Source organism: Shewanella livingstonensis (assembly GCF_003855395.1).
Taxonomy (GTDB): domain Bacteria; phylum Pseudomonadota; class Gammaproteobacteria; order Enterobacterales; family Shewanellaceae; genus Shewanella; species Shewanella livingstonensis.
The window spans coordinates 144,176-168,919 of record NZ_CP034015.1 but is presented as its reverse complement, the minus strand read 5'-3'; the positions used below and the strand labels follow the sequence as shown (position 1 = coordinate 168,919).

Here is a 24,744-nt window from a genome sequence, read left to right as displayed (position 1 = left end):
TGAGTAATGCAGAACTTAATGCTGAGTTGGGAAATGAGCTAGATGAGTCGGATGGAATTGTTTGCCAGTATGAAGAGCAATTCTTGAGTTAGTTGTGCTTTTAATTCTATGTGGGCTTCCTACAACAATGACTTGATATGTCGATTAAATCTTTTTTGTGTTGCTTCAAGCCGTGTAACTATGGCGTCAAATAGATCTGGAGTGGTAAAAAAACATACCGCCAGCTACGGCCTCGGCATGATCTTGTGCAATATCCGCTAATCTTTTAGTTTCTGGGATCAGTTTTAGTTCGCCTTGAAGTATCTCTTCGTAATCAACTCCAGGGCTGGCCCATCGGTGCTTTTTCATTTCGATAACGGCTAGCATGGCTTCTGATGTATTGAGGGGATCGGCAAAGTCCATATTTAGAAGGCAATCGACATCGTACCAATGTCGAGCGAGTCTATTTGGGTTGGGGGCTTTTTCTTGGGTTGAAAATTGGTGTAATGCCGTTAATTTCTCCCAGAGAATAAAATCCCTCTGATATGCCATTACGCTAGCTTTTGGTAATACTAGTGATGTGAAATCAGGAATGCTATCCATATAACAATCAACATCGATGATTTCAGTTGGCTTACCTCTGTTTCTACCGCCAAATTCCAATAATATATGATCAAGCTGGTAGTCATTATCGCTGTGGGTTACACGTGGAAAATGGATATCAATTTTTTCACCATGTGAGTCTGGTTCAAGCTCGGCAGACAGTCCTTCTATGTTGTACTGTGCAAGACGATGATTCAGCTTTTCAACTAAGTCGTTGCTCCACTGCATAAGACGTTTCTGTTGTTCATCTCTAAACTTCTTATTTTGGCTCTTGCTTAGAATGCTCTTTTGCCATGCTGCAAGCTCATCATCTTCTGACAATCCAGACAGATCAGCCCAATGAATCGATAAATCAATATCTTCGGAGAAACGCTCAATAGCGCCCCAGCATTTACTGAGTGCTGTTCCACCTTTAAATGCTACCGAGCAGTCACCGAGTAACTTTTCGTCGTATAGTAGGCGAAGAATTTCAGTAACCCAGATATCTTTTTCCAAAAAGTTAGCGACTAAACCATGCTCATGTTGTTGGGCGGCATATGAAAACATGTTTGCAAGGTCTTCATGTTTAGATTTATCGGCGTACAGGTCAAAAATACTCATGATTGAAGACTGTTTTCTAGCTGATTTAATTTAGATTTCCATATTACTAATGCAGGACTATTACTCAATTTTCTAATAACCCTAACAGCTTCTTTTTCTTGTAAATTTAAGCGTTTTATAGCCATCAGCAAGGTAGATACTGGGGTGTGTTCAGGCGAAAGGGAAAGTAACCCTCTAAATAAGGCTCCCTCAGGTTTGTTTATCCACTGCAACTTGGTTTCAGTCGTGTGTTTTACTTGGACAACTTCATTGCCGACGTGAAACTCACGAGATGGTCCTGTTGTCCAATATACGGTTTTAACTGGTGCCTGAGTTTGCATACCGAGCCGATAAGCCACTTCTAGCCCTTGAGGGGTTATTTTATACTTGTTACTCCGCGCCCATGTCTTCGCTACTTCTTCAGCTTTTGCTGTAATTTGAATAGAGGGAATACTGGTCAAGGGTTTTGGGCGGGAATAAATGCCTTTTGCTACACGAGCAACTTGCCCTTCCTTGGTTAATCGGCTCATCGCCTTTTGAACAGATGTCGTAGTGCCTAGAGAGTAAAAACTCTCTATGGAAAATGGAACTCCTCGTTTCATTCGAGATAATCTATTGGCAACTAACGCTGAAACAGACACTGTTAATATCCTGACAAGATGTAATGGGTGTGCTTTAATTGTACTCCAGTTAAAATAAGGTTTGTAGCTATATTTGTGTCAGAATTAATCAAGTCACAATGGGGTTGGGGTGCTAAGGGTTATGTCTTCAAATACTGAACTAGAAATTATAGATAAAAGACTTTCTGAACTAGAAAGTGAGCGACAAATCTTGCTCGCAAGACGCTCAGCTTTGCTGAACTCTAATCTTACGGTGTTACGCTTAAACACTGCTCAGAAGATAGATATCTATATGGGACTTTTTCGTGGACGAAAAGATATTTATGCTAATCGCTGGCAAAGTAAGGAAGGACGTGGCGGCTACTCGGTTAGTTGCCATAATGAATGGCAACAAGGCATATGCTTTAAACCTAAAGTAAAATGTACAGAATGTGTTAATCAAGCATTTAAGTTGTTAGACCAAAGCGCCATATACGGCCACCTTTCAGGTAAACAGACTGTAGGTTTATACCCACTTTTAGAGGATAATTCTTGTTGGTTGCTTGCTGCTGATTTTGATAAGTCAGATTGGCAAGTCGCAGTGCAAGCTTTTAGAAAAGCGTGTAATGAACTGAATATCTCTTGTAGTGTGGAGCGATCTCGCTCAGGCAATGGAGCACATGTATGGGTGTTTTTTGAATCACCAGTATCAGCGAAAGGTGCTAGACAACTAGGTTTTACATTGCTCGATAAAGCGATGGAGTTTCATGCAGGAATTTCATTTGAGTCTTATGACCGACTTTTTCCTAATCAGGATTTTTTACCGATTGGAGGGTTTGGTAACTTAATTGCACTTCCTTTGCAATATACTCCTCGTCAGCAAGCTAATAGTGTATTTATTAATGAAAACTTAATGCCATATGCTGATCAGTGGGCAATATTTGACCTCTATTAAAAAGGTGACTAAACAACAATTAAACGCGATTGTGATAGACACACCTGAGTTGAAGTCTGATTCAAGTAGGAAACCTTGGGAATTAAATTATTCAACAAAATCAGAGTCGATTAGTGGCTGCCCCAAAAAACTAGTATTAGTGTTAGCAAATCGCATATATGTGAACATTACTGAATTACCGCAACCTTTGTTGGCAAAACTAAAGCGAATTGCTAGCTTCTCAAATCCAGTCTTTTTTAAAACTCAAGCTTTACGTTTTTCTACCAATGGGATCCCGCGCTTTATTTGCTTAGCAGAATTAGATAATGGCTATTTATCATTGCCTCGAGGTTGTTTTGATGAGGTGTTACGTTTACTCCAAGACAATATGATTGAAATAGAGTTGGATGATAAACGTAAACTGGGAGTGCGCCTGATGGGATTAACTTTTAATGGTGAGTTGAGGTCTGATCAGAAGAAAGCTGTTGCTGTATTGACAAAGCATGACACAGGTATACTTCATGCACCAACGGCATTTGGTAAAACAATCACCGCAATTGGTCTAATCCATCGACGCAAAGTAAATACTCTTATTTTAGTCCACAGCCGACAGTTATTGGATCAATGGAAAGAGCGTTTAACGGCATTTCTTGACGGTTGCGATGTGGGTTCAATAGGCAGTGGTAAACGAAAACCAACAGGGCAAATTGATATCGCGACTTACCAGAGCTTGATTAACCGCAAAGATAATACTATCGCACCGTTGTTGTATGATTATGGTCAAGTCATCATTGATGAATGCCATCATATTTCAGCACCCAACTACGAAAGGTTGCTGAATGAGGTTCATGCAAAATATATCTTAGGGATCACTGCTACTCCGAATCGTCAGGATGGTCATCAGCCGATAATCTTTATGCAGGCCGGACCAATAAGGCATGTAGTGGCGAATGAAGAGAGTAAGTTTATTCAACAAGTTAAGCTCACAAAGTTACAATCAGAATTGCCATCAGAACTATTAGATGAAGATAGTCGTCCACATATAGCAGATGTTTATCGTTGGTTGATGAATGATGATAAGAGAAATGCCCTTATTATTTCTGATGTGTTAATGGCTGTTTCGCAACAAAGGCATCCTATCATCCTAACTGAGCGGCGGGAACATGCTGAGATATTAGGTGATTTATTGTTAAAAAATAAGATTAGCTTTTCGCTCTTGCGTGGTGCAATGGGCATTAAAGAGCGAGATAGTGTAATGGCGACAATTAATGACACTCAAGTCATCGTGGCAACAGGAAAGTATATTGGTGAAGGATTTGACTTGCCAAAGTTAGATACTTTGTTTCTTGTATTGCCTATCTCTTGGAAAGGTTCGCTTATTCAATATGTTGGTCGAATACAAAGGCAGTTTGCAGGTAAAGATAAAGTAGTCGTGTTTGACTATCTAGACTCTGCTTTACCTATGCTTAACAGAATGTATCAGAAGAGAGCTAAGGGTTATGCTGCTTTGGGGTATAGCATTACCGAGAAAAGCGGTGATTTGCTTCAGGCTAAACTCGTTTTTGATTTATAGGTCAATTTGTAAGCATCGTAATTTAAAAATATACAGATAATATTTCAATAATCTCGAGTTTGTTAACGCTTTACTTTGTAAATCACTAAAAGCAACAAGTATGTGTTAATTGTCATCTGTTAACAGTGACTTATGATTATCTTCGCTATAATTTCATTAAAGTGCTAAATATTGCCGTCCAGTAGCAAGGCCTGCAGTCCAGGGTAATCGCATGAATGTACGTTTTTTGTTCACAATGAATAGTATCATTACAGAACCACTTCCAATCACACATGAAGTGATAACGTCCTGAACAAATGTAGTTTTAAAAAAATACTGAATCTGTTCGTAAAACGTTCGCGATCTCGCCCTGGCCTGCAGCCTTACTTTGTCTTCGCTCTAATTACGCGCTTACAGGTTTTGTGGTCATTAGCGTTGGATTGACTAGATAAGCATTAATGCCGTTTATGTGTAGAGATTCATTTGGGGTTTCAACATCGTTGAACGCTAAACGACTGTTGTCGATTAGAGTTTTTTGTAATGATAATACAGCCAGACAATACTTGTTTATCTAAATGGGCAAGAACTGTAAGGTATGTCTTGTTAGCTAACTTATTTGTTATTATGCCTAGCTAAAATTGTGTTGCGTGAGTGTATTCATGATGCTTTTCCAGTTTGGGTATGCTGTCGATCCAAAATGTATTAATTGCCCATCAAACTTATCTTGTCCTCTGCCACTTAATTGATCATCTATCAATATATCCCCTTTTAGAAGACTTTTATTCGCGCAGATAATTAACTTTTCAGTGAAGGCGATGCCAAAATATTTTTCTATCCATACTCGTTTTTCTGTATATGACAGCGGGTTTCTGTTCGATGGGGCAGTGAGAATATAAGGGTCAAACTTTTCAGATTTGATCAGGGCATTTACACTTTCGACAGCACCTATTATAGGTGTTAGATTTGCGTAAAAACCATATTGTGACTGCGGAAATGCAATGGATGGTGTCAGATTAATAGCTTGATGAAAAGCGGCGGTATAATCACAGAGAACATCATCCATGTCGATGTATATAAGCATTGTCTTATCCTTAAACACTTAAATTCCGCTCAAAGTTAACAATGTCTACATCCGGTTTAATTTTATAAAGTTGGGCTAAACGGCCACCGGATTTAACTTTTTCATCTATCGTTGCAAACATTTCAGAAGCTTCAATACGACGAATTAAGCTCTTACGTTGAATCGATTTACCGATAATTGTTTCAATAACGGTTTTGAGTTGTCCAATCGTAAAATATTCAGGCAAGCAGTATACGGGGACCATGGAATATAATGCTTTTTGTTGAAGGCGCAGTTGCGCTTGCTCAATAATGTATTGATGGTCAAAAGCAATGGATAAGCTTTTTAATTGATTAACATCAATCCACTGCACGTCTTCAACCGTGTCTATATGCGATGACACATCTTGTTCAGCAATTAATGCAAAATAAACCAAGGTAACGCTGAATCCTCTTGGATCTCTATCGCTACTTGAAAATGCCTGTAGTTGTTCAATGTAAGGTGGCGCAATACTGGTTTTTTCTTTTAGCTTTCTCAGTGCGGTTTTATCCGTTGTATCATCAATATCAATATCAACAAACCCGCCAGGTAATCCCCAGCAACCTATAAATGGTTGGTTAGCACGCTTTACCATAAGCACTTTTAATGCCGCATCTTTTACGGTAAATAGCACACTATCTACGGTAAATAATGGGTTTTTGAACTGGTTGATATCGTATTCTTCAGTCATTTCTATTTATCACAACCTCTTTATGTCTTTACGACACATTAATGATTCGCCAGTGTTTCGTCAATTAAAAATAAACATTGACACAATAATGTCCCTGGGACAATAATAATTGTGTCAAAGAGACATTAATAGGAGGTTGTTATGTTTGGTTTAAAATATATAAAAGCAGATCCATCTACACACTTGATGCTATTTAAAAAAGGCAATGTTATTCAAGAAGGCGTAGGAGTCAGTTTTTTCTACTATGCGCCAAGCTCATCATTGGTAGCTATTCCAAGTAACAGTAAGGAACTTCCTTTTGTCTTCAGACTACAAACGGCAGACTTCCAAGAGTTAAGTCTTCAGGGACAAATTACTTATCGGATTGAAAAACCACGTGAGGCAGCAAAAATGCTCAATTTTACTATTGAGCCTACAGGGCAGTATGTTTCTGATGACCCTAAAAAATTAGACGAACGTGTTCAGCGAGCAGTACAAGTGTTACTGCGTAATCATATTGAATCCATGACATTAAAAAATGCATTAACATGCGCTCGACAGCTGACGTTAGACCTTAAGCAAGGATTGGCTAGTATTGACGCTATTACGAGTTTAGGGGTTGGGATTACGGATGTATCACTCACCGCAATCAAACCAACGCCAGAAACAGGCAAGGCACTAGAGGCGGAAATTAGAGAAAGTTTGTTGAAAGAAGCCGATTCAGCAATCTATGCAAGACGTCTAGCCAGTATTGAGCAAGAAAAGAGTGTTAAAGAGTCTGAGCTAGAGACAGAAAAAGCGATTCAAAAGAAACAGCAAGATCTTGAAACATCGAAGTTAGAAGCCGCGCGACTTCGCAAGCAACAACAATTTAAAATTAATCAAGAAACCATCCAAGCTCAAATAGAAGATGAGAAGCAATTAGAGCAGTTAGTTACCATTAATGCTGCAAACGAAAGAGCGCGTGGAGATGTGCAAGCCTATAAAATACAAGTGCAGATGCAAGCCTATCAAAATATTGATATTGAAAAGCTTAAAGTCATGAGTATGAGTGGCATGAAGCCAGAGCAATTGATTGCGCAGGCAATCGAAAACTTGACTCAAGGGGACAATAAGATTGGCAATCTAAATCTCTCACCTGATTTATTATTGGCGTTAACTAATCGACAAGATGGGAGCCGCGGATGATTTCAAACCGAAAAATGGTGGTCGTGACTCGCAAAACTCGGCTTGAAGAGCTTAAGCAAAAATATTGTACTTTAGGCCAAGCTAAGTTTTATATTGAGCATTTAGGTGAGTCATTTACCGATTACGAAGAAGAAAATCATCTTTACACTAAGGTCATCAATATTGCTGTTGATTATCTTAAAACGATTAGCCGCGTACAATTACTTGAACGAAGTGTATTGTCTACTTACCTATTTTCACCAGACGACATTGTTATAGTGATTGGACAAGATGGTTTGGTCGCGAATACTTTGAAGTATCTCAATGGACAACCCGTTATTGCGATTAACCCCATGCCATCAGTGTATGAAGGTAAACTGCTACCTTTTTTGATAGGGGAGCTAAAAGATATTGTTTTACAAACCTTAAGCGGTGCTGTCACCACTGACAATATTTCTATGGCAGAAGTGAACACCAATTTAGGCCAGACGCTTTTAGCCGTAAACGATATATTTATTGGTCCGAAAACACATTCATCTGCACGTTATACATTATCCATTAATGAGCAACATGAAGAGCAAAGTTCAAGCGGTGTGATCATCAGTACCGGCTTGGGTTCTACGGGTTGGTTTAAAAGTATTCTGGCAGGTGCAAGAGGTATCGCAAAGCAACCTATTCAGGATGAGCTTACAAACGGTTTTCCGTGGGCAAGCCCATATCTCTATTACTCCGTTAGGGAGCCATTTCCTTCAATTAAAACCGGTTGCGAACTCGTTTTTGGTCAAATTTCAAATCAATCTGGTTTTTCTATGGCATCAAAAATGCCTGAAAACGGAGTGATATTTTCAGATGGTATTGAACAAGACGCCATTGAGTTCAATGCAGGTGTCGTTGCCTATATTTCAATGAGTTCACGTGTTGGCCATTTGATTAAAAAAGAGTAATTTTTTTAATATCAGTTAGTTGAATTAGCTGTTACTCTTTTTCCTTATACACCAAAAATAGTGTCTCACTGACACAAACACCTTGCTTAAGATTAGCGTCTTTGTTATATTCAATAGTGTCCTACAGACACTATATTAAAGGGAGTTAACATGAATGTATTTAGTCACGATGTATCAGGAAATAAAACGGTATTTAACTATGACACTTTTACTTTTTCTGGCGGTGAAGAGCATATCCGCTTTAATATAGAAGAGATATTAACGTCAGTAAAAATCGAAATTTTTGCTCGTTTAACCAGTTCATCTCAAATTGTAAAATTAATGGTGGCAGTCGATGCACTAAGAAGACTGTCAAATGACAGTATCCCAATTGAACTCGTTATCCCTTATTTCCCTTATGCTCGCCAAGATAGAGTCTGTGTCGAAGGAGAAGCATTAGGTGCTTCTGTTATGGCAAACTTTATCAATCAACTTAATTTTTCTAAAGTCACAATATGGGATGCTCATAGTGACGTATCTCCAGCGCTATTACACCGAGTCATTAATATTCCTCAATTGTCATTGCTTATGCGCTACGAAGCATTATGCCAACGCCTAGCCACGGGAGAGTTAACACTTATTTCTCCTGATGCTGGGGCCAGCAAAAAAACGATAAAAATTGCTGAAGCATTTAAGGGCGAGCCTGAGGTTATTCAAGCTCAGAAAATTCGAGATCTTAAAAGTGGTGACATTATCAGTACCGAAATCTTAGGTGACGTTCAAGGCAAAAAAGTGCTGATTGCAGATGACATTTGTGATGGCGGACGTACTTTTATTGAACTTGCTAAGGTCCTAAGAGATAAAGGCGCTATTGAAGTTTCATTGTTTATTACCCACGGTATTTTCTCAAAAGGCTTAGATGTGTTTGAAGGGTTAATCGATACGATTTACACCACAGATTCGTTTAAACCCGCAGAAGAGTTTACACAAAATAAAAGCATAAAGTTACACATCATCGAGATGTAAGGAAACCCTCATGACTATTACCGCTGCAAGTATGCAAAAAGATGTTTATAAAGAATTTCATAGCCGTGCTTATCATCCAGACGTCACTGAGGTATATGCAAACTTTACCTCAAGAAGTGGCAAGCTGAGTAATGTAGATAATAACGACAAAGTTGCTTTTGTGGGTTTACAGTACTTCATTAAAAGCTATTTACAGGACGAATGGGCTGAATTTTTTAACGTGGATAAAGCCTCTGCCGTTGCCAATCATAAACGCATTCTGAGTGCGATGTTAGGTTACCCCGTTAATGTTCAATATCTAGAAGACCTTCACGATTTAGGTTATTTACCACTCAAAATTAAAGCGTTACCAGAAGGTACATTGGTTCCTTATTTGGTACCACCTATCACTGTTGTTAACACCAAAGAAGGTTTTCAGTGGTTAACTAACATGATTGAAACCGTGTTGAGTTGTGAAAATTGGCCCATTCAAACAAGTGCAACAACGTCAGTAGCCTATTTAAAAGTGTTCAAAGAATTTGCAGCGAAAACCGGGTTACCAATGGATTTTGTGCCTTTTCAGGGGCATGACTTCAGCTTTAGAGGCATGTTTGGTAAACAAGCTGCGGCAATGAGTGGTTTTGGTCATTTGGCTTCTGGTTTAGTCGGTACAGATACCATTCCAGCTGTACTGTTTGCTGAGAAATATTATGGGGCCAACGTTGATACTGAGCTTGTAGGTTGTTCTGTTGATGCGACTGAACATTCGGTGACATGTTCTTGGATCATGGAAGGCGAAATTGAGTTCTTTAGATATTTGATGAAAGAACAGTCGCCAAAAGGAATATTGAGTGTGGTGTCTGACACTTGGGACTTCTGGACGTTGGTGACGGAATATTTACCTCAGTTAAAGCAAGAGATCATGGCCCGTGAAGGCACATTAGTTATCCGCCCTGACTCAGGTGATCCGGTAAAAATTCTGACCGGATATAAAGTCTCTCCAGTCTCTGACTATGCAGAACTGTTTAATACTCAAAATGAGGCTGAAAAAGAGGCCATTATCAATGGTTATGAAGCTTACCGTTGGAATGGAAACTATTTTGCTTTTGAAGAAGAGCAAACCATTAGCTTAATGGATTTTGAAATCAAAGGGCTTATTGAATGCCTTTGGGATATTTTTGGTGGCACTACCACAGACAAAGGTTTTAAGTTACTTGATGAGCATATTGGTGCTATTTACGGTGACGCAATTACATTACCGCGCCAACGTCAAATATTACAGCGTTTAATGGATAAAGGCTTTGCGTCTAAAGTGGTTTTAGGCATTGGTTCGTATAGCTACCAGTATGTCACCCGTGATACTCATGGCTCAGCAGTTAAAGCAACCAGTGTGGTTAAAAACGGTGAGCGGGTCGCGATATTTAAAGATCCTAAAACAGATACTAAGAAAAAATCAGCTAAAGGCTTACTTAAAATCGAGCGCGTTGATGGTGAGTTAGTGTTGTTTGATGATGTTACAGAGATTGAAGAGGATCAAGGTTTACTTGAGACTGTTTTTGAAAATGGCACATTAGTGAAAGAAACGTCACTTGAACAAATACGACAAGTGATTAACGACCAAATTTAATAATAATATCCAATATTAAGCCTATTCATTATCCTGAATAGGCTTTTTTATTGCTGCAATCTTGTATATGTAAATATTCATATATACAATGTTTTTAAGATCCCAGCTGAGCCCGTCATCTATGAAAAAGAAAAGCGTATTGTTTTTGTGTACTGGAAATTCTGCCCGTTCACAAATGGCTGAGGCGTTATTAAGGAGCAAAGCCGCCGATCAATTTGAGGTATTCAGTGCCGGTACTGAGCCGGAGCAAGTTGACCCAAGAGCGATTGACGCAATCCAGAAGTTTGGTGTCGACGCCAGTCATTTAGTGTCTAAAAACGTGCAAACCTTTGCAGGGCAAGCCTTTGACTACGTGATTACGCTTTGCGATAAAGCCAATAGCGAATGCCGCCGTTTTCCTGGGGCTGGTAAGCAACTCGCCTGGGATTTCCCCGATCCTAAAACGCGCAAAGGTAACCATCCTTTCTCCAGCACTTTAACCGAGCTTAACAATCGCTTATCAATGTTTTTGCTGGTGGAAAGTAAGGCGTCTGCAACTGCAACGATGGAAACACCAATCGAAGTTGAACCGCTCGCCGAAGAGGCGCTAACCGATGTTGATCCCATCGCGTTTTATAAGTGCTTAACCGATGATATTCGCCTAAAAACCTTAATGTTGACCCATTATCATGGTGAGTTGTGTGTATGTGAGTTAATGGCGGCGCTAGATGAAGAGAGCCAACCTAAAGTGTCGCGTAATTTAGCCTTATTGAAAAAGGCCAATATTCTAAGCGACAGAAAACACGGTCAGTGGGTTTTTTATCGTATTAATTCAGCATTACCTTTATGGGTTAAGTCCGTTATCGCTCAAACGACAGAGAATAATATTGCCTTGATTTTGCCATACCTTGAGCGATTAGACCGTATGAATAACCGCCCTGATAAAGTCAGTTTCTGCCGTTAACTCATCTCAGTTTTGGCGTTAACTCTATAATGCTTGAGTGCTTAAATTTAGTTCAACTTACTTTAAATTAATGGAACATATCATGACAATTAAAATAGGCATTAACGGTTTTGGCCGTATGGGACGTTTATCAATGCGTGCAGCGTACGATTGGGACGACGTTGAAATTGTACATATTAACGATCCTGCTGGTGACGCGGCTACCTTAGCGCATTTAATGACCTTTGATTCTGTGCATGGGCGCTGGCATCACGAGGCGACTCATCAAGGCGATGCCATTGTGATTAATGGCAAAGCTATTCCATGTACTCAAAACAAAGCCACTCAAGATACCGATTGGTCACAATGCGATGTAGTGATTGAAGCGTCGGGTAAAATCAAAACCAAGGTATTGTTGCAAGCCTATTTAGATCAAGGCGTTAAGCGTGTCGTGGTGACAGCACCAGTGAAAGAAGATGGCGTGCTTAATATTGTAATGGGCGTAAATGATGGCCTTTATGATAAAGCGATTCACCCGATTGTGACGGCGGCGTCTTGTACCACCAACTGTTTAGCGCCAGTGGTTAAAATTATCCACGAAAAGATAGGTATTAAGCATGGCTCAATGACCACAATTCACGACATCACTAATACCCAAACCATTCTGGATGCCCCACACGCTGATTTACGCCGTGCCCGTGCCTGTGGTATCAGTTTAATCCCCACAACAACCGGTTCCGCTACCGCGATTACCCATATATTCCCAGAGTTGAAAGGTAAGTTAAATGGTCATGCGATACGGGTGCCGTTAGCCAATGCGTCGCTCACCGATTGCGTATTTGAAGTGGCTCGCGGAACCACAGTAGAAGAAGTAAACCTGTTATTGAAGCAAGCCGCTGATAGTGAGCTTAAGGGCATTATGGGCTATGAAGAACGTCCATTAGTGTCGGTTGATTATAAAACCGATCCGCGCTCAAGCATTATCGATGCGTTATCGACCATGGTGGTCAATGACACCCAGGTTAAGTTGTATGTGTGGTACGACAATGAATGGGGTTATGCCAACCGTACCGCAGAACTCGCGCGCAAAGTCGGCTTAGCAGATAAGGAATAAGCTTCATGGGGCTGGATTCATTGCGTACCTTATCACCATCGATAAAGCAGTATTTACTGATCACTAGTAATTACTGGGCGTTTACCTTAACCGATGGCGCTTTGCGTATGTTGGTGGTGCTGTATTTCCATCAATTGGGTTACAGCCCGTTAAATATCGCGATGTTGTTTTTGTTTTATGAGATTTTTGGCGTAGTGACTAATCTTATTGGCGGGTGGTTAGGCGCTAAATTAGGCCTTAACAAGACCATGAATATTGGTCTTGGGCTGCAAATTGTGGCGTTGACTATGTTAGCCGTGCCTGCCGATATACTAACTATCGTTTACGTGATGGCTGCGCAAGCCCTATCGGGTATCGCCAAAGATCTCAATAAAATGAGTGCCAAAAGTGCGATTAAAATGCTGGTGCCCAGCGATGCACAAGGCAAGTTGTATCAGTGGGTGGCGATTCTTACTGGCTCCAAAAACGCCTTAAAAGGGGTGGGTTTCTTTTTGGGTGGTTTACTACTGACATTATTAGATTTTCGCGGCGCAGTGCTATTGATGGCAGCCTTGTTAGCTTGTGTGTGGGCTATCAGCTTATTGAGCTTAACCGCGGATTTAGGCAAAGCAAAAAATAAACCTAAATTTACCGATATCTTTTCTAAAAGCCGAGCGATCAATCTGCTGTCGGCTGCGCGGATGTTCTTATTTGGTGCTCGTGACGTGTGGTTTGTGGTGGCATTACCGGTATTTTTAGCGGTTACGTTTGAATGGGATCATTGGTGGGTAGGTGTCTTTATGGCCAGCTGGGTGATTGGCTATGGCATAGTACAATCTTTTGCACCGTATTTTACCGGTAAAACACAAGGCAAGGTTCCAACAGGGCGTTCAGCCTTTTTATGGGCTAGTTATTTATTGCTTATCCCTGCCGCGATTGCATTGGCGTTACATTTTGATTTTTATATCCAGCAGTCATTAATTGGTGGCTTAATGTTATTTGGTGCAGTGTTTGCGATTAATTCATCGCTGCACAGCTACCTTATTATCAGCTATGCCGACAATGATGGTGTGTCACTCGATGTGGGCTTTTATTACATGGCCAACGCAATGGGACGGCTTATTGGCACTGTACTCTCGGGTCTTGTGTATCAAACATACGGTTTAGAAGCTTGTTTGTGGATATCGAGTGGGTTTATTGCTGTTACCACATTAATATCATTTAAGCTTCCGTATACAGTGTAATGCCTTGTGTTATTCTGACGGAGCTTATGTTTTGCTCCTTTTCTTTACTCATTTCGATGCTGGTTCGCTAGTATCTGAAACTCTTACCGGATAATCGGTAAAAATTGCCTACAAGTCTGTGGCTTTTCCATAACCTATTTTTGGTTTTATTTTAAAATCATTAAAAATCAAAGCCTTATGCTGTATCTTCAATGTTGGCACGGTGTTGGCATTAGTTAAAACATACATCGTTGTGTCAATGGTTAATTCTAGATAATTAGGTATGAGGTTTATACCAAAAGGATTGGTTCATCACGCATCATATTGTAAACCGTACACCAAGGAGGTTTTTATGTTGGGCTGGACATTAATGTTTTTAGTTATAGCCGTTATTGCAGGTCTATTTGGTTTTACAGGTATTGCTGGTGCAGCAGCAGGGATCGCAAAAATTATTTTCTTTATCTTCGTTGTACTGCTGGTGATTTCATTACTAGCCAATGCAATTAGAGGTAAAGGTCCCCGAGCATAGTGGTTAATCTGATCTCTCAATTAGAGGTAAGGTTAGCGATATAACGTTATTTGACTACAACCATCATCCAGGAGATGAATATGAAATTATTAAAATTACTAACAATGGCAAGTTTAATGGTGTTTTTAACGGCTGGTTTGTCAGCATGTACAGACAACAAAGCCGAGAATGCTGGCGAGAAAGTCGATGAAATGATGCAAGATGCTGGTAATGCCGTTGAAGATGCTTGTGAAGATGTGAAAGAAGGCATGAAGTCAGAAGATCCTGACTGTTAAATACTATGCCAATCAGATTAACTATTTAATCGGTTTAGGGCCATTAAACTTACTAACGTAATCAAGATGAAATGCTCTAGTAAGTGGCCCTGTATGATTAGATAGTTATAGTGAAAAGTATTGTATTAAGCAGCACGCATGTGCTGCTTTTTTTATAAAAAGGAGGACCACAATGCTCACCCGTATCCATATTAAATATTATTATACTGTTGGTGCGTTATTAGCTTTGTGCTTATGTGTGGCGCTTCCTTATGTGTTACTTAAGCTTGTTTTTGCGTGGATTGCATTGTCGTTAGGGCTAGTGAGTTCAGCTTATTGGTTTAATAGCGCAGGTATTTTCCGTAAAAGCCAAGATGGCAGTATTCCTTGGTATATCAGTTGGAGTTTTATTCCCTTTTTAATGGGTTCCCAGTTATATAACACCTGGGCGAGAAAAAATGACAAAGTCCCCGCAATACAAAAAATTGATAAGCAGTTGTATCTCGCTTGTCGATTATTTCCGAGCGATATAGACCGACTTAAGCATGAAAATATTGATGCTATCTTAGATGTTACTGCCGAGTTTGATGCACTTGAATGGACTTTGCTTGACGAGAACATTGCTTATTTAAATATTCCCGTATTGGATCACAGTGTGCCTACCGTTGCACAGCTGAATCAAGCTATTAATTGGTTACATAACCAAGTTAGTAGCGGCAAAAATGTGGTTGTGCACTGTGCGTTAGGTCGGGGACGTTCAGTGTTGGTGTTAGCGGCTTATTTAGTTTGTCGTGAACAAGGCCGTGATTTTAGTGATGTGCTTAAATCCATCAATAGTATTCGTCAAACCGCGCGGTTAAATAAATGGCAGTTAGCAGCGGTCGAAAAAATGCATAGTCAGAACCAGATTAATATTCATAAACGCGCTTGGTTGATTGTTAACCCTGTGTCTGGTGGTGGTAAGTGGCATGATGAAGCAGACCATATTATCCAAACATTAGCGGATTATTTTCAGCTTGAGGTTTTGTATACCGCTAAAGATAAGTCTGGCGTGCAACTAGCCGAACATGCCAAAAGTAAGGGCGCAGATATTATTATCGCTTGTGGTGGCGATGGCACTGTTAATGAGGTTGCCTCTGTTATTGTTGATAGTGATATCTACTTAGGTATTATTCCAATGGGTACTACCAATGCACTTAGCCACACTTTGTTTGGCGCAACCAGTAAATTTATTCCAGTATCACAAGCGCTTAACATTTTGATTCAAGGACATGCTAAGCGAATTGACACCGCCATGTGCAATGATCAACTAATGTTGCTGCTGGTGGGATTAGGCTTTGAGCAGAAAATGATAGAGAAGGCTGATCGCGACCGCAAAAATGAACTAGGGCAACTTGCCTACCTTAATGGTTTGTGGGAAGCGATAGATGAAAACCAGTCATTATCGATGAGATTACAACTTGATGGTGGTGATATTCAAGTGATTAACACTACCAGTTTAGTGGTTGCTAATGCTGCACCGTTTACCAGTGTATTAGCTCAAGGTAATGGTGAACCCAATATTACCGATGGTTTACTGGATATTACTTGGATTGAAGCCAGTGAAGTCTCGCAGCAACAATTATTGAGCATGACCGAGTTATTATTTGCTGGCTTAACAGGCGTACGTGAAGAGGAACAACAGAGTGGTATTCATCATTTACAAGCTAAAACAATTTATTTAAACACGGATTCGTCGTGTAAATATGTGATTGATGGTGAGTTATTTGAGTCTGAGGATTTGTGCATTAAGGTCAAACCCAAGTCACTAAATGTATTGCTGCCTGAAGCGAACAAACACATTTAATGACTTGGGATGATGTTATAGCTCTTCTGAACTGGTTTGGTCTTCGTATTTACTTAACTTGTTATAAAGGGTTTTAACACTAATACCTAACTGTTTTGCTGTTTCATTCTTATTGCCAGATGATTGATTAAGCGCCTGATAAATGGCTGCTTTTTCAAGTTCATCTAGGCGCATGCCCGCAGGTATTTGTACGTCGTCAGTTAACAGATCCGTTGAAGGTTCTAGAGGTGTCACTGTGATATGGCTAGGTAAAATTTCGTCTTCAGCCAGAATGTATGCACGTTCAATCGCGTGTTTTAATTCGCGGACATTACCGGGCCATTTATGTTGTTGGATAAGGTTAAGTGCATCATCTGAGAAGGCTTTTGTGAGTTTTTCAGCAGTATTACGATACGCTAAAAAATGCTGTGCTAGCCCACTTATGTCTTGTTCTCTGTCACGTAATGGTGGCACCTGGATAGGAAAGTGCGCTAAACGAAAATATAAGTCTTCACGAAAACGTCCAGCATCAATAGCATCAGTTGGATTGCGATTAGTGGCAGCAACAATACGAATATTAGCTTTTTTAAGATGTTGTGAGCCAACAGAGCGGTATTCATGGTTTTCGAGCACGCGTAATAGTTTTACCTGGTGTTCTAGCGGCATTTCGGTGACCTCATCAAGAAATAAGGTACCACCTTCTGCTTGCTCGAATACCCCGCGGTGATCACGATGAGCACCGGTAAAAGCACCTTTTACATGGCCAAACAGTTCGCTATCGACCAGTTCAGGGCTCAATGCGCCGCAGTTAATGGCGATAAATGGCTTGTCGACTCGGTAACTGGCTAAGTGGATAGTATTAGCAACCAGCTCTTTACCGGCACCACTTTCACCGACAATGAGTACGTTACTTTCGGTTACGGCAACTTTACGAACTGTGCGATATAACTTGTGCATTGCACGCGATGAGCCAACCAATAAACCATATTGGTCGAGTTCACTTGAAAATGGCTGTTTAAGCTTAGTTGAGTACGATTTAAAGTCTTGGGCAAAGTCTTCTAAGGTGTCGTTGATGATATCGGCATCGTAAGGTTGACGGAAATGATAACCCGCCATTTTTGACATTAAATGGTCTAAGTTAGGACTCGGTTTACCTTCGGTTAAGAAGATAAACTCAATTTCAGACATTAATGAACTGTCAACGAGCTCAGCGTATTCTTGTTGGCTTAATTGAGACAGCTCAACGATAGCAACATCTATAGAGTTACTTTTAATTTGGTCTAACCATGGCTGATCAACTGAGCTAGCAATCTTATTAAAGTGCTGGCTGCTCGGTAAGGCAAGGAGTCGTGTTTCGCCTTCTTGGCGACGATGTAAATGGTAAAAAAGTGTTGGACGCGGCATACCGATTCACTCCCTGTGGTGTTAAGTCCAATGTCTACCTGCGATGTTGCGATAACAATCAAAGGTGATCATTCTGTGTAGTTAGTCAATTAACTCAAACCTAGGCAAATTATAATAACGTTAACAATTATTAGGTTAATTAAATTTTGCCCATGTATATGGGGGATTGCAGTTTAGCTTTTGCTTAATTAGATGTGCAGTACCCCTATATGTTACACAACCCATATAACAAAGTACCAGTAAAATTATTAAATACAGGAGGATTTACGTTGAAATCATATACTCGAGACGAACAAGTTGAGTCCGATGTGTGGCTATTGCATGAGGCTATTGATTTGTGTCAAGAAGGTGAGCAATTTTATGCCCAAGCTACATTAGAGGCCGACGATTACAACATTAAACGGGTTTTTATCCATATGAGCGATATTAGAAAATGTATGCTATCGCGTTTAACTCCCTTACTGAATGTGGTGAAACCCAGTCAAGTAAGGCCTATAGAAAGTAAAACCTTTTACCAACAATCGTCATATAAATACTATGCTAAGGCTGAGTTATTAATCCATGAGCAACCACTGCAACAAGTGATCGCGGTATTAGTCGAAACCGAGCAACAAGTCCTGACCCAATTAAAGCATGCCGCTAAAAAAACTAATAATCAGCGTGTGGCAGGGCAACTGGCCGAAGGTATTGCATGGCTACAAATGAGTTGCGACACTATGAAGAGTCTCTCAATTGTTAGTACTTAGCTTGCTGCTAACAATAAAAACCCCATGGTAATAATTATTATCATGGGGTTTTTATTGTCCTTTTGGCGGGGTCACCTTTTATTCCAATAGCCGTTAAGTCATTGCGAATCGTAATGAGGACAAATTTACCTAGTGTCGGTAAAAAAGTCCGATAAGGTTACTGTTAACGTTTGTTTAGATATAAGTAAACGGTATTTTTCCTTTATTTAACAGTGCCTTGTCAATGTTGGCGCGGTTCGCGCATTATAATCCTTGATATTAACAGCGGAGGAAATCTTTATGAAAAAGACCACATTATCTGTAGTAATGAGCATTATGTTAGGTTCAATGGCATTCGGTGCAAATGCAGCACAAGATTGGCAGGATGATGCAAAAGATGCGTGGATCGATGGTAAAGCTGAAACCACACTTTTGTTAAACACTAATCTTAATTCATTTGATATTAATACCGATGTACATGATGGCAACGTGACCTTAACGGGTAAAGTTAATAGTAGTGTTGATAAAGCGCTTGCCGAAGAGTTAGTCAAAAGCTTAGAAGGTGTTAAAGACGTAGACAATAAGCTATCGGTAATGAAGCAAGCTAGTGATAAAGACACAAATGATTTAGCTGAAACACTGACTGATTCAAAAGTTGCTACCGTAGTGAAAACACGATTATTATTCTCAGCAGATGTATCGGGTACCGATATTAACGTTGATGTAAAAAATAGCGTAGTCACATTAAAAGGAACAGTATCGAGTGATGCTGAACGTGATTTAGCCGTAACGATTGCTAAAAATACTGATGACGTAAAAGATGTTGTCAACGAGTTACGCGTAACTAAGTAATTTATTCCGTTATACTTAAACCAGCCTTCAGGCTGGTTTTTTTATACCTAAAATAGCTAGATTTGAGGTTTAACTTAAGGATTTAGTGTTGATGATAACAGCTGGATCAACCCCAAGTTTATATTACTCGGATTGGTTAGTTGTGGGGAGTGTATTGGTACTAAGCGGTTGTAGCAGTGTGTTATGCCAAGCCCAAACCGATAAAGAAGTGGATCCAATCAAGCAATATGATGCCCAGACAAGCTGTGAACGTTTGGTTGATGAGCCTATGGATGATAGTCATCATGACGATGCAAATACGCTGTTACTGAAACAATCGATAGCACATAGTATTCGTCAGATTGATTCAGCTTCCTTCGGAGTATAGCAATAATCTAATCCATGACGGCTTGTATGGCAGAGGTTTAATGAAGCCAATATCTTTATGGATAATCGTTTGTGTATTAATTATGTAGAACAGTTTGCAGATAAAAGTGTCTGTTTTTGATTATTGATAACTAAAGTTAGCCGACTGGTCTATTCTTGTTTATCCTGTCTCTAAAAATGGAGGTTAAATGAATAAAAGTGCAGCAAGTAGACAGTCGATATGTGCCGTAGGCGAAAAGCTTTTTGCGTTACACGGTTATAGCGCAGTAGGTATTAAATTAATTCTCGACCAAGTGGGTATTCCTAAAGGATCTTTTTATCATTACTTTGCTAGTAAAGAGGTCTTTGCCGCTGCCGTTGCGGAACATTATTTTCAACAACGCATTCAACCTATTGCTATCGATCCAAGCGTGAGTTTTAAAGCTAACTTATCGGCGATGTTAAATGGATACCATCAACTTATTGATGAACTATTCAGTGGTAATGAGCCACGAGGCTGTTTAATGGGTAACTTGATGGTTGAGGTCAGTAGTCAATCGCCGGTATTGAACCAAACCCTGAATCATCTTTATGATCAATGGTTGAGCTTATTAAGTGCTCTTATCCAGCAAGGTCAACAGCAAGGGCATATTCGTGCAGACTTGCCGGCGTTAACATTAGCGAGTGTTTTTTGGTCAAATTGGCAAGGAACTATGCTACGCTGCCAAATTAAAGTCGATAAAATGGCGGCTAAACGAGCTTTAGTACAGTGTATGCAAATGATGACTCGTTAGATTTACCCGCTGCTAGAGTTATTTTTATTGTGTATTGTGACAAACATATTTATATTTCGGGTGTTTTTCGGTGTTTGGAGTTTTTTGAATTGGCTAAAAGATTATTATTTAGTTGTTTAGTGGTACTGCTGTCTGCATGTGCGTCTAACCCCAAAGTGGTTGTTGCATCTAAGCCTGTAGTAATCCCACCTATGCTTAAGCCCGTGGCACCTATATGGAGCGAGTCCAACCTACTAAGTTTTCATGATCAATGGAAAGGTACTCCGTATCGCTTAGGAGGTTTAAACCGAAATGGCATTGATTGCTCTGGTTTCGTATATTTAGCTTATCTCGATATTGTTGGCGACAAATTACCTCGTACCGTAAATGCGCAGCGGATTTTGGGCAAAGAGGTTCCTCGCAACCAACTTATTATTGGTGATTTGGTCTTTTTCAAAACCGGTAGAACGGCGCGCCATGTAGGGATTTATATGGGCCAAGATCGTTTTTTGCACGCCTCGACTAAGAAAGGGGTTAAAATTTCCAGCTTGAATAATATTTACTGGAAGCCGCGTTTTTGGTTTGCTAAACGCTTAAACAGACCAACCCAGCAACAGAATATATCGCTTGCTAGCCGAGTTCTTTATACGCCACAACAAGACGATTAATCATCTTTTTTGTTCAACGCCATGATTGGCTTAATGTGTTAACGCGGTTTGCTTTCCAATATCAATACAGCATATCAAACCGCTAGAGCAGATAGTGCTAATGCATTCACGGTATTGCTCAGTATAGGGTTTTGTTATGCGTTTACGTAGGCAGTATAGAATAGGCATAAGCATAAAAAAGAGGTCCCCTTAAGGTGACCTCTTTTTTTATCATTGAACCAATAACGTATTTAGTCGTGGGATATAGACGGTTGTGCTAACGCTACTTTATTTTTGCCGCGCTTAGCGAGGGCATAGTAAAACAATGGCGTTAGGATAAGACCAAAAATGGTCACTCCAATCATACCAGCAAACACCGCCACACCAATGGCTTGACGCATTTCTGCACCTGGTCCACTCGAGAACACCATCGGCACTACACCCATAATGAAGGCGATAGACGTCATTAGAATGGGGCGTAAACGTAAGCGGCCCGCTTCAAGAATGGCATCGAATGGTGATAATCCTTTGTCTTGCAGCTCTTTAGCAAATTCAACAATCAAGATGGCGTTTTTGGTCGCCAGCCCCACCAGAACAATCAGTCCGATTTGGGTAAAGATGTTGTTATCGCCACCGTAAATTAATACGCCACTGATTGCCGACAGAATCGTCATCGGAATAATCAAGATAATTGCCAGTGGTAAACTTAGGCTTTCATACTGCGCGGCTAATACCATAAACACTAATAAAATGATTAATGGGAAAATATACACGCCCGCATTACCTGCCAATATCTGTTGGTAGGTGATTTCAGTCCACTCGTAAGTCATGCCATTAGGCAGTGTTTCAGCCAAGATTTTTTCAATCGCAACTTGTGCTTCACCACTACTAAACCCAGGTGCTGCACCGCCGTTAAGCTCCGCAGTAGTAAAACCGTTATAGTGCATAACGCGATCTGGACCTGCGACATTGGCAACGTTAATAAACGAGCCAATCGGTACCATTTCACCCTGATTATTACGTACCTTGAGCTGAGAAATCTGCTCCGGTGTTTGTCTAAACTGTTCGTCAGCTTGAACATTTACCTGGTATGTACGGCCAAATTGGTTGAAATCGTTAGCATAAACCGACCCCATGTAGCCTTGTAGCGTGGCAAACAATTCGTCTAACGATACCGATTGCTGCTTGGCTTTGGTACGGTCTACTTCAACTTCAAGTTGTGGCACGCTGACCTGATAACTTGAGAATACACCCGCTAACTCAGGTGTTGCCCACGCTTTTTGCATCACTTGCATGGTGACTTTATACAATTCTTCGTAACCGTAATCACCACGATCTTGAATTTGTAATCTAAAGCCGCCAATCGTCCCTAAACCTTGTACTGGTGGTGGTGGGAAAATGGCAATAAATGCGCCGTCAATTGCGGCAAACTTTTGATTTAATGCTGCGGCAATGGCGCCTGCTGATAACGATGGATCTTTACGGTCGGCAAAGTCATCGAGCGGCGTAAACAAAATCGCGCTATTGGTACTGTTGGTAAAGCCGTTAATGCTTAAGCCAGGGAAGGCTACAGCATGGGCGACACCCGGTTGATCGAGTGCAATACGCGACATTTCTTTCACGATAGCTTCGGTGCGATCAAGTGATGCAGCATCGGGCAGTTGTGCAAAGGCAATCAAGTATTGCTTGTCTTGGCCTGGTACGTACCCGGTTGGCGTGCTGGCAAATTGTAAGCCAGTTACGCCGACTAAGCCGATATACAACACGCCCACAACCACACCAAAACGAATCACTTTTTTCACTATCCAGCCGTAACCGTCTGATAATTTTGCAAAGAAGCGGTTAAACGGTGTAAATAACCAACCCCCGAGCATTTTGTCCATGCCACGGGTTAAAAAATCTTTCTTATCGTGATGACTCTTAAGCAACAATGCGGCTAATGCAGGGCTTAAGGTTAACGAGTTAATCGCCGAAATAAAGGTCGAAATAGTAATGGTTAAGGCAAACTGTTTATAAAACTGACCCGTTAAACCAGACATAAATGCCGTTGGAATAAATACCGCGGCTAATACCAATGTGGTGGCAATAATCGGACCGGTCACTTCCTTCATGGCTTTTTGCGTTGCCGCTAAAGGGGCTAAACCTTCCTCAATATTACGCTCAACATTTTCCACTACAACAATGGCGTCGTCGACCACAATACCAATCGCCAGCACTAACCCAAACAGTGATAAAGCATTAAGCGAGAAGCCCATTAGGTGCATAAAGGCAAACGTGCCGACTAGCGAAACAGGAACTGCCACTAATGGAATAATAGATGCGCGCCACGTCTGTAGAAATAACACTACCACTAAGACAACTAACAATAGGGCTTCAAGCAGGGTGTGCACCACAGCTTCAATTGAACCGCGTACGAACACCGTCGGGTCATAGACTATGTCGTAAGTTAGGCCTTCAGGAAAGCTTGTAGACAGCTCTTTCATTTTGGCGCGAACGTCATCAGAAATCTGAATTGCGTTTGAGCCCGACGCCTGGAATACCGGTAATGCCGCAGCTTCTTTATTGTCTAACATTGAACGTAATGCGTACGTTGATGCACCTAATTCAACACGAGCAACATCTTTTAGGCGAGTGATTTGAGCCTGATCGCCTACTTTTACAATAATGTCTTCAAATTCTTCTACGTTACTTAAACGACCCTTTACGTTAATCAGTAGTTGAAAATCACTTTCTCCACTGGGTTGAGCTCCTAGGCTACCCGCGGCAGCTTGTTGGTTTTGCTCACGAATAGCGGCAACAACATCATTTGGCGACAAACCAATAGCAGCCATTTTATTAGGGTCTAACCACACTCGCATACTGTAGTCGCCAGCGCCAAATACACGCACAGCACCTACACCATTAATTCGTGCTAGTTCATCTTTAACTTTTAACACCGCGAAGTTAGACAAATAAAGCATGTCATAACGATTATCGGGTGAGGTTAAATGCACCACCATGGTCAAACTGGGTGATGATTTTTCGGTCACAATGCCTAAACGTTGTACTTCTTGTGGCAAACGCGGTTTAGCGCGTTCAACACGGCTTTGTACTTGGGTTTGGGCTAAATCAACATCAGTACCAATCGCAAACGTGACGGTTAAGGTCATGCGGCCATCAGAGGTGGCTTGAGATGACATGTATAACATGTTTTCTACGCCGTTAATTTCTTGCTCTAGTGGTGATGCGACTGTTTCAGCAATCACTTTTGGGTTTGCGCCAGGGTAGTTAGCGGTTACCACTACTGTTGGCGGTACCACTTCTGGATATTCGGTGATCGGTAATTGCCAAACCGCTATCGCGCCAGAGATAAAAAATAATAGCGATAAAACAGCGGCAAAAATCGGTCTTTTAATAAAGAATTGCGACAACATGA

The 24,744-nt window shown here is 40.7% G+C and carries 23 protein-coding genes; 17 read left to right on the top strand and 6 right to left on the bottom strand.

Annotated features, from left to right (window positions below):
* Nucleotides 1-186 precede the first annotated feature (186 nt).
* Nucleotides 187-1,182 (bottom strand): nucleotidyl transferase AbiEii/AbiGii toxin family protein, encoded by a 996-nt coding sequence (locus EGC82_RS00775; protein ID WP_244212514.1) that lies wholly within the window; start codon nucleotides 1,180-1,182, stop codon nucleotides 187-189.
* Complete coding sequence (locus tag EGC82_RS00770; protein ID WP_124729080.1) at nucleotides 1,179-1,802, bottom strand: DUF6088 family protein; 624 nt, start codon at nucleotides 1,800-1,802, stop codon at nucleotides 1,179-1,181. The genes EGC82_RS00775 and EGC82_RS00770 overlap by 4 nt, the downstream gene beginning before the upstream one ends.
* Before the next feature lie 121 nt (nucleotides 1,803-1,923).
* Here EGC82_RS00770 and EGC82_RS21415 point away from each other — a divergent pair, with 121 nt between their 5' ends.
* Both EGC82_RS21415 and EGC82_RS00765 read left to right on the top strand, forming a co-directional pair.
* Nucleotides 1,924-2,715, top strand: a complete 792-nt coding sequence (locus EGC82_RS21415; RefSeq protein ID WP_244212513.1) for a TOTE conflict system archaeo-eukaryotic primase domain-containing protein — start codon at nucleotides 1,924-1,926, stop codon at nucleotides 2,713-2,715.
* Nucleotides 2,702-4,267, top strand: coding sequence for a DEAD/DEAH box helicase (locus EGC82_RS00765; RefSeq protein WP_244212512.1), 1,566 nt, complete (start codon nucleotides 2,702-2,704; stop codon nucleotides 4,265-4,267). Before EGC82_RS21415 ends, EGC82_RS00765 begins: the two co-directional genes overlap by 14 nt.
* Before the next feature lie 607 nt (nucleotides 4,268-4,874).
* Here the strand turns inward: EGC82_RS00765 and EGC82_RS00760 are convergent.
* Together EGC82_RS00760 and EGC82_RS00755 are read right to left on the bottom strand one after the other, a co-directional pair.
* A complete protein-coding gene (locus EGC82_RS00760; protein ID WP_124729079.1) occupies nucleotides 4,875-5,327 on the bottom strand; it encodes a 5' nucleotidase, NT5C type in 453 nt (150 codons plus the stop codon).
* Nucleotides 5,328-5,337: 10 nt separating this feature from the next.
* Complete coding sequence (locus EGC82_RS00755; protein WP_124729078.1) at nucleotides 5,338-6,036, bottom strand: NUDIX hydrolase; 699 nt, start codon at nucleotides 6,034-6,036, stop codon at nucleotides 5,338-5,340.
* 141 nt (nucleotides 6,037-6,177) lie between these two features.
* Between EGC82_RS00755 and EGC82_RS00750 the strand changes: the two genes are divergently transcribed.
* The 10 genes from EGC82_RS00750 (at nucleotide 6,178) to EGC82_RS00705 (ending at nucleotide 16,604) form a co-directional block, all read left to right on the top strand.
* Nucleotides 6,178-7,203, top strand: coding sequence for an SPFH domain-containing protein (locus EGC82_RS00750; protein WP_124729077.1), 1,026 nt, complete (start codon nucleotides 6,178-6,180; stop codon nucleotides 7,201-7,203).
* Nucleotides 7,200-8,126 (top strand): NAD(+)/NADH kinase, encoded by a 927-nt coding sequence (locus tag EGC82_RS00745; protein ID WP_124729076.1) that lies wholly within the window; start codon nucleotides 7,200-7,202, stop codon nucleotides 8,124-8,126. The genes EGC82_RS00750 and EGC82_RS00745 overlap by 4 nt, the downstream gene beginning before the upstream one ends.
* Nucleotides 8,127-8,276: 150 nt before the next feature.
* On the top strand, nucleotides 8,277-9,131 hold the full coding sequence (gene prs, locus EGC82_RS00740; protein WP_124729075.1) for a ribose-phosphate diphosphokinase: 855 nt from the start codon (nucleotides 8,277-8,279) through the stop codon (nucleotides 9,129-9,131).
* Between the two features lie 10 nt (nucleotides 9,132-9,141).
* The gene (locus EGC82_RS00735; RefSeq protein ID WP_124729074.1) at nucleotides 9,142-10,737 is read left to right on the top strand and encodes a nicotinate phosphoribosyltransferase; all 1,596 of its coding nucleotides are present in this window, start codon (nucleotides 9,142-9,144) and stop codon (nucleotides 10,735-10,737) included.
* A 121-nt stretch (nucleotides 10,738-10,858) separates the two neighbouring features.
* Nucleotides 10,859-11,680: a metalloregulator ArsR/SmtB family transcription factor gene (locus EGC82_RS00730; RefSeq protein WP_124729073.1), complete on the top strand. Its 822-nt coding sequence runs from the start codon at nucleotides 10,859-10,861 to the stop codon at nucleotides 11,678-11,680.
* An 82-nt stretch (nucleotides 11,681-11,762) separates the two neighbouring features.
* Nucleotides 11,763-12,773: an ArsJ-associated glyceraldehyde-3-phosphate dehydrogenase gene (locus EGC82_RS00725; RefSeq protein WP_124729072.1), complete on the top strand. Its 1,011-nt coding sequence runs from the start codon at nucleotides 11,763-11,765 to the stop codon at nucleotides 12,771-12,773.
* A gap of 5 nt (nucleotides 12,774-12,778) precedes the next feature.
* Entirely contained in the window at nucleotides 12,779-13,996 is a 1,218-nt protein-coding gene (gene arsJ, locus EGC82_RS00720; protein WP_124729071.1) for an organoarsenical effux MFS transporter ArsJ, read from the top strand.
* Between the two features lie 331 nt (nucleotides 13,997-14,327).
* The gene (locus tag EGC82_RS00715) at nucleotides 14,328-14,504 is read left to right on the top strand and encodes a DUF1328 domain-containing protein (RefSeq protein WP_124729070.1); all 177 of its coding nucleotides are present in this window, start codon (nucleotides 14,328-14,330) and stop codon (nucleotides 14,502-14,504) included.
* 80 nt (nucleotides 14,505-14,584) lie between these two features.
* Nucleotides 14,585-14,779, top strand: coding sequence for a hypothetical protein (locus EGC82_RS00710; protein ID WP_124729069.1), 195 nt, complete (start codon nucleotides 14,585-14,587; stop codon nucleotides 14,777-14,779).
* Nucleotides 14,780-14,951: 172 nt separating this feature from the next.
* Nucleotides 14,952-16,604 (top strand): diacylglycerol kinase family protein, encoded by a 1,653-nt coding sequence (locus tag EGC82_RS00705; RefSeq protein WP_124729068.1) that lies wholly within the window; start codon nucleotides 14,952-14,954, stop codon nucleotides 16,602-16,604.
* Between the two features lie 15 nt (nucleotides 16,605-16,619).
* Here EGC82_RS00705 and EGC82_RS00700 read toward each other — a convergent pair whose 3' ends face one another.
* Nucleotides 16,620-17,987 (bottom strand): sigma-54 interaction domain-containing protein, encoded by a 1,368-nt coding sequence (locus tag EGC82_RS00700; protein WP_124729067.1) that lies wholly within the window; start codon nucleotides 17,985-17,987, stop codon nucleotides 16,620-16,622.
* Nucleotides 17,988-18,256: 269 nt separating this feature from the next.
* Between EGC82_RS00700 and EGC82_RS00695 the strand changes: the two genes are divergently transcribed.
* The 5 genes from EGC82_RS00695 to EGC82_RS00675 all read left to right on the top strand — a co-directional run bounded on the left by EGC82_RS00695 (nucleotide 18,257) and on the right by EGC82_RS00675 (nucleotide 21,350).
* Complete coding sequence (locus tag EGC82_RS00695) at nucleotides 18,257-18,733, top strand: glutamyl-tRNA reductase (protein ID WP_124729066.1); 477 nt, start codon at nucleotides 18,257-18,259, stop codon at nucleotides 18,731-18,733.
* 279 nt (nucleotides 18,734-19,012) lie between these two features.
* Nucleotides 19,013-19,564 carry a BON domain-containing protein gene (locus tag EGC82_RS00690; RefSeq protein WP_124729065.1) on the top strand — a complete coding sequence of 184 codons (552 nt, stop codon included), beginning with the start codon at nucleotides 19,013-19,015 and terminating at the stop codon, nucleotides 19,562-19,564.
* A 91-nt stretch (nucleotides 19,565-19,655) separates the two neighbouring features.
* Complete coding sequence (locus EGC82_RS00685; protein WP_124729064.1) at nucleotides 19,656-19,931, top strand: hypothetical protein; 276 nt, start codon at nucleotides 19,656-19,658, stop codon at nucleotides 19,929-19,931.
* Nucleotides 19,932-20,118: 187 nt separating this feature from the next.
* Nucleotides 20,119-20,703, top strand: a complete 585-nt coding sequence (locus EGC82_RS00680; RefSeq protein ID WP_124729063.1) for a TetR/AcrR family transcriptional regulator — start codon at nucleotides 20,119-20,121, stop codon at nucleotides 20,701-20,703.
* Between the two features lie 89 nt (nucleotides 20,704-20,792).
* On the top strand, nucleotides 20,793-21,350 hold the full coding sequence (locus EGC82_RS00675; RefSeq protein ID WP_124729062.1) for a C40 family peptidase: 558 nt from the start codon (nucleotides 20,793-20,795) through the stop codon (nucleotides 21,348-21,350).
* Nucleotides 21,351-21,580: 230 nt separating this feature from the next.
* On the opposite strand, the gene EGC82_RS00670 is transcribed toward EGC82_RS00675, so the two are convergent.
* Nucleotides 21,581-24,742: an efflux RND transporter permease subunit gene (locus tag EGC82_RS00670; RefSeq protein WP_124729061.1), complete on the bottom strand. Its 3,162-nt coding sequence runs from the start codon at nucleotides 24,740-24,742 to the stop codon at nucleotides 21,581-21,583.
* Nucleotides 24,743-24,744: the final 2 nt, after the last annotated feature.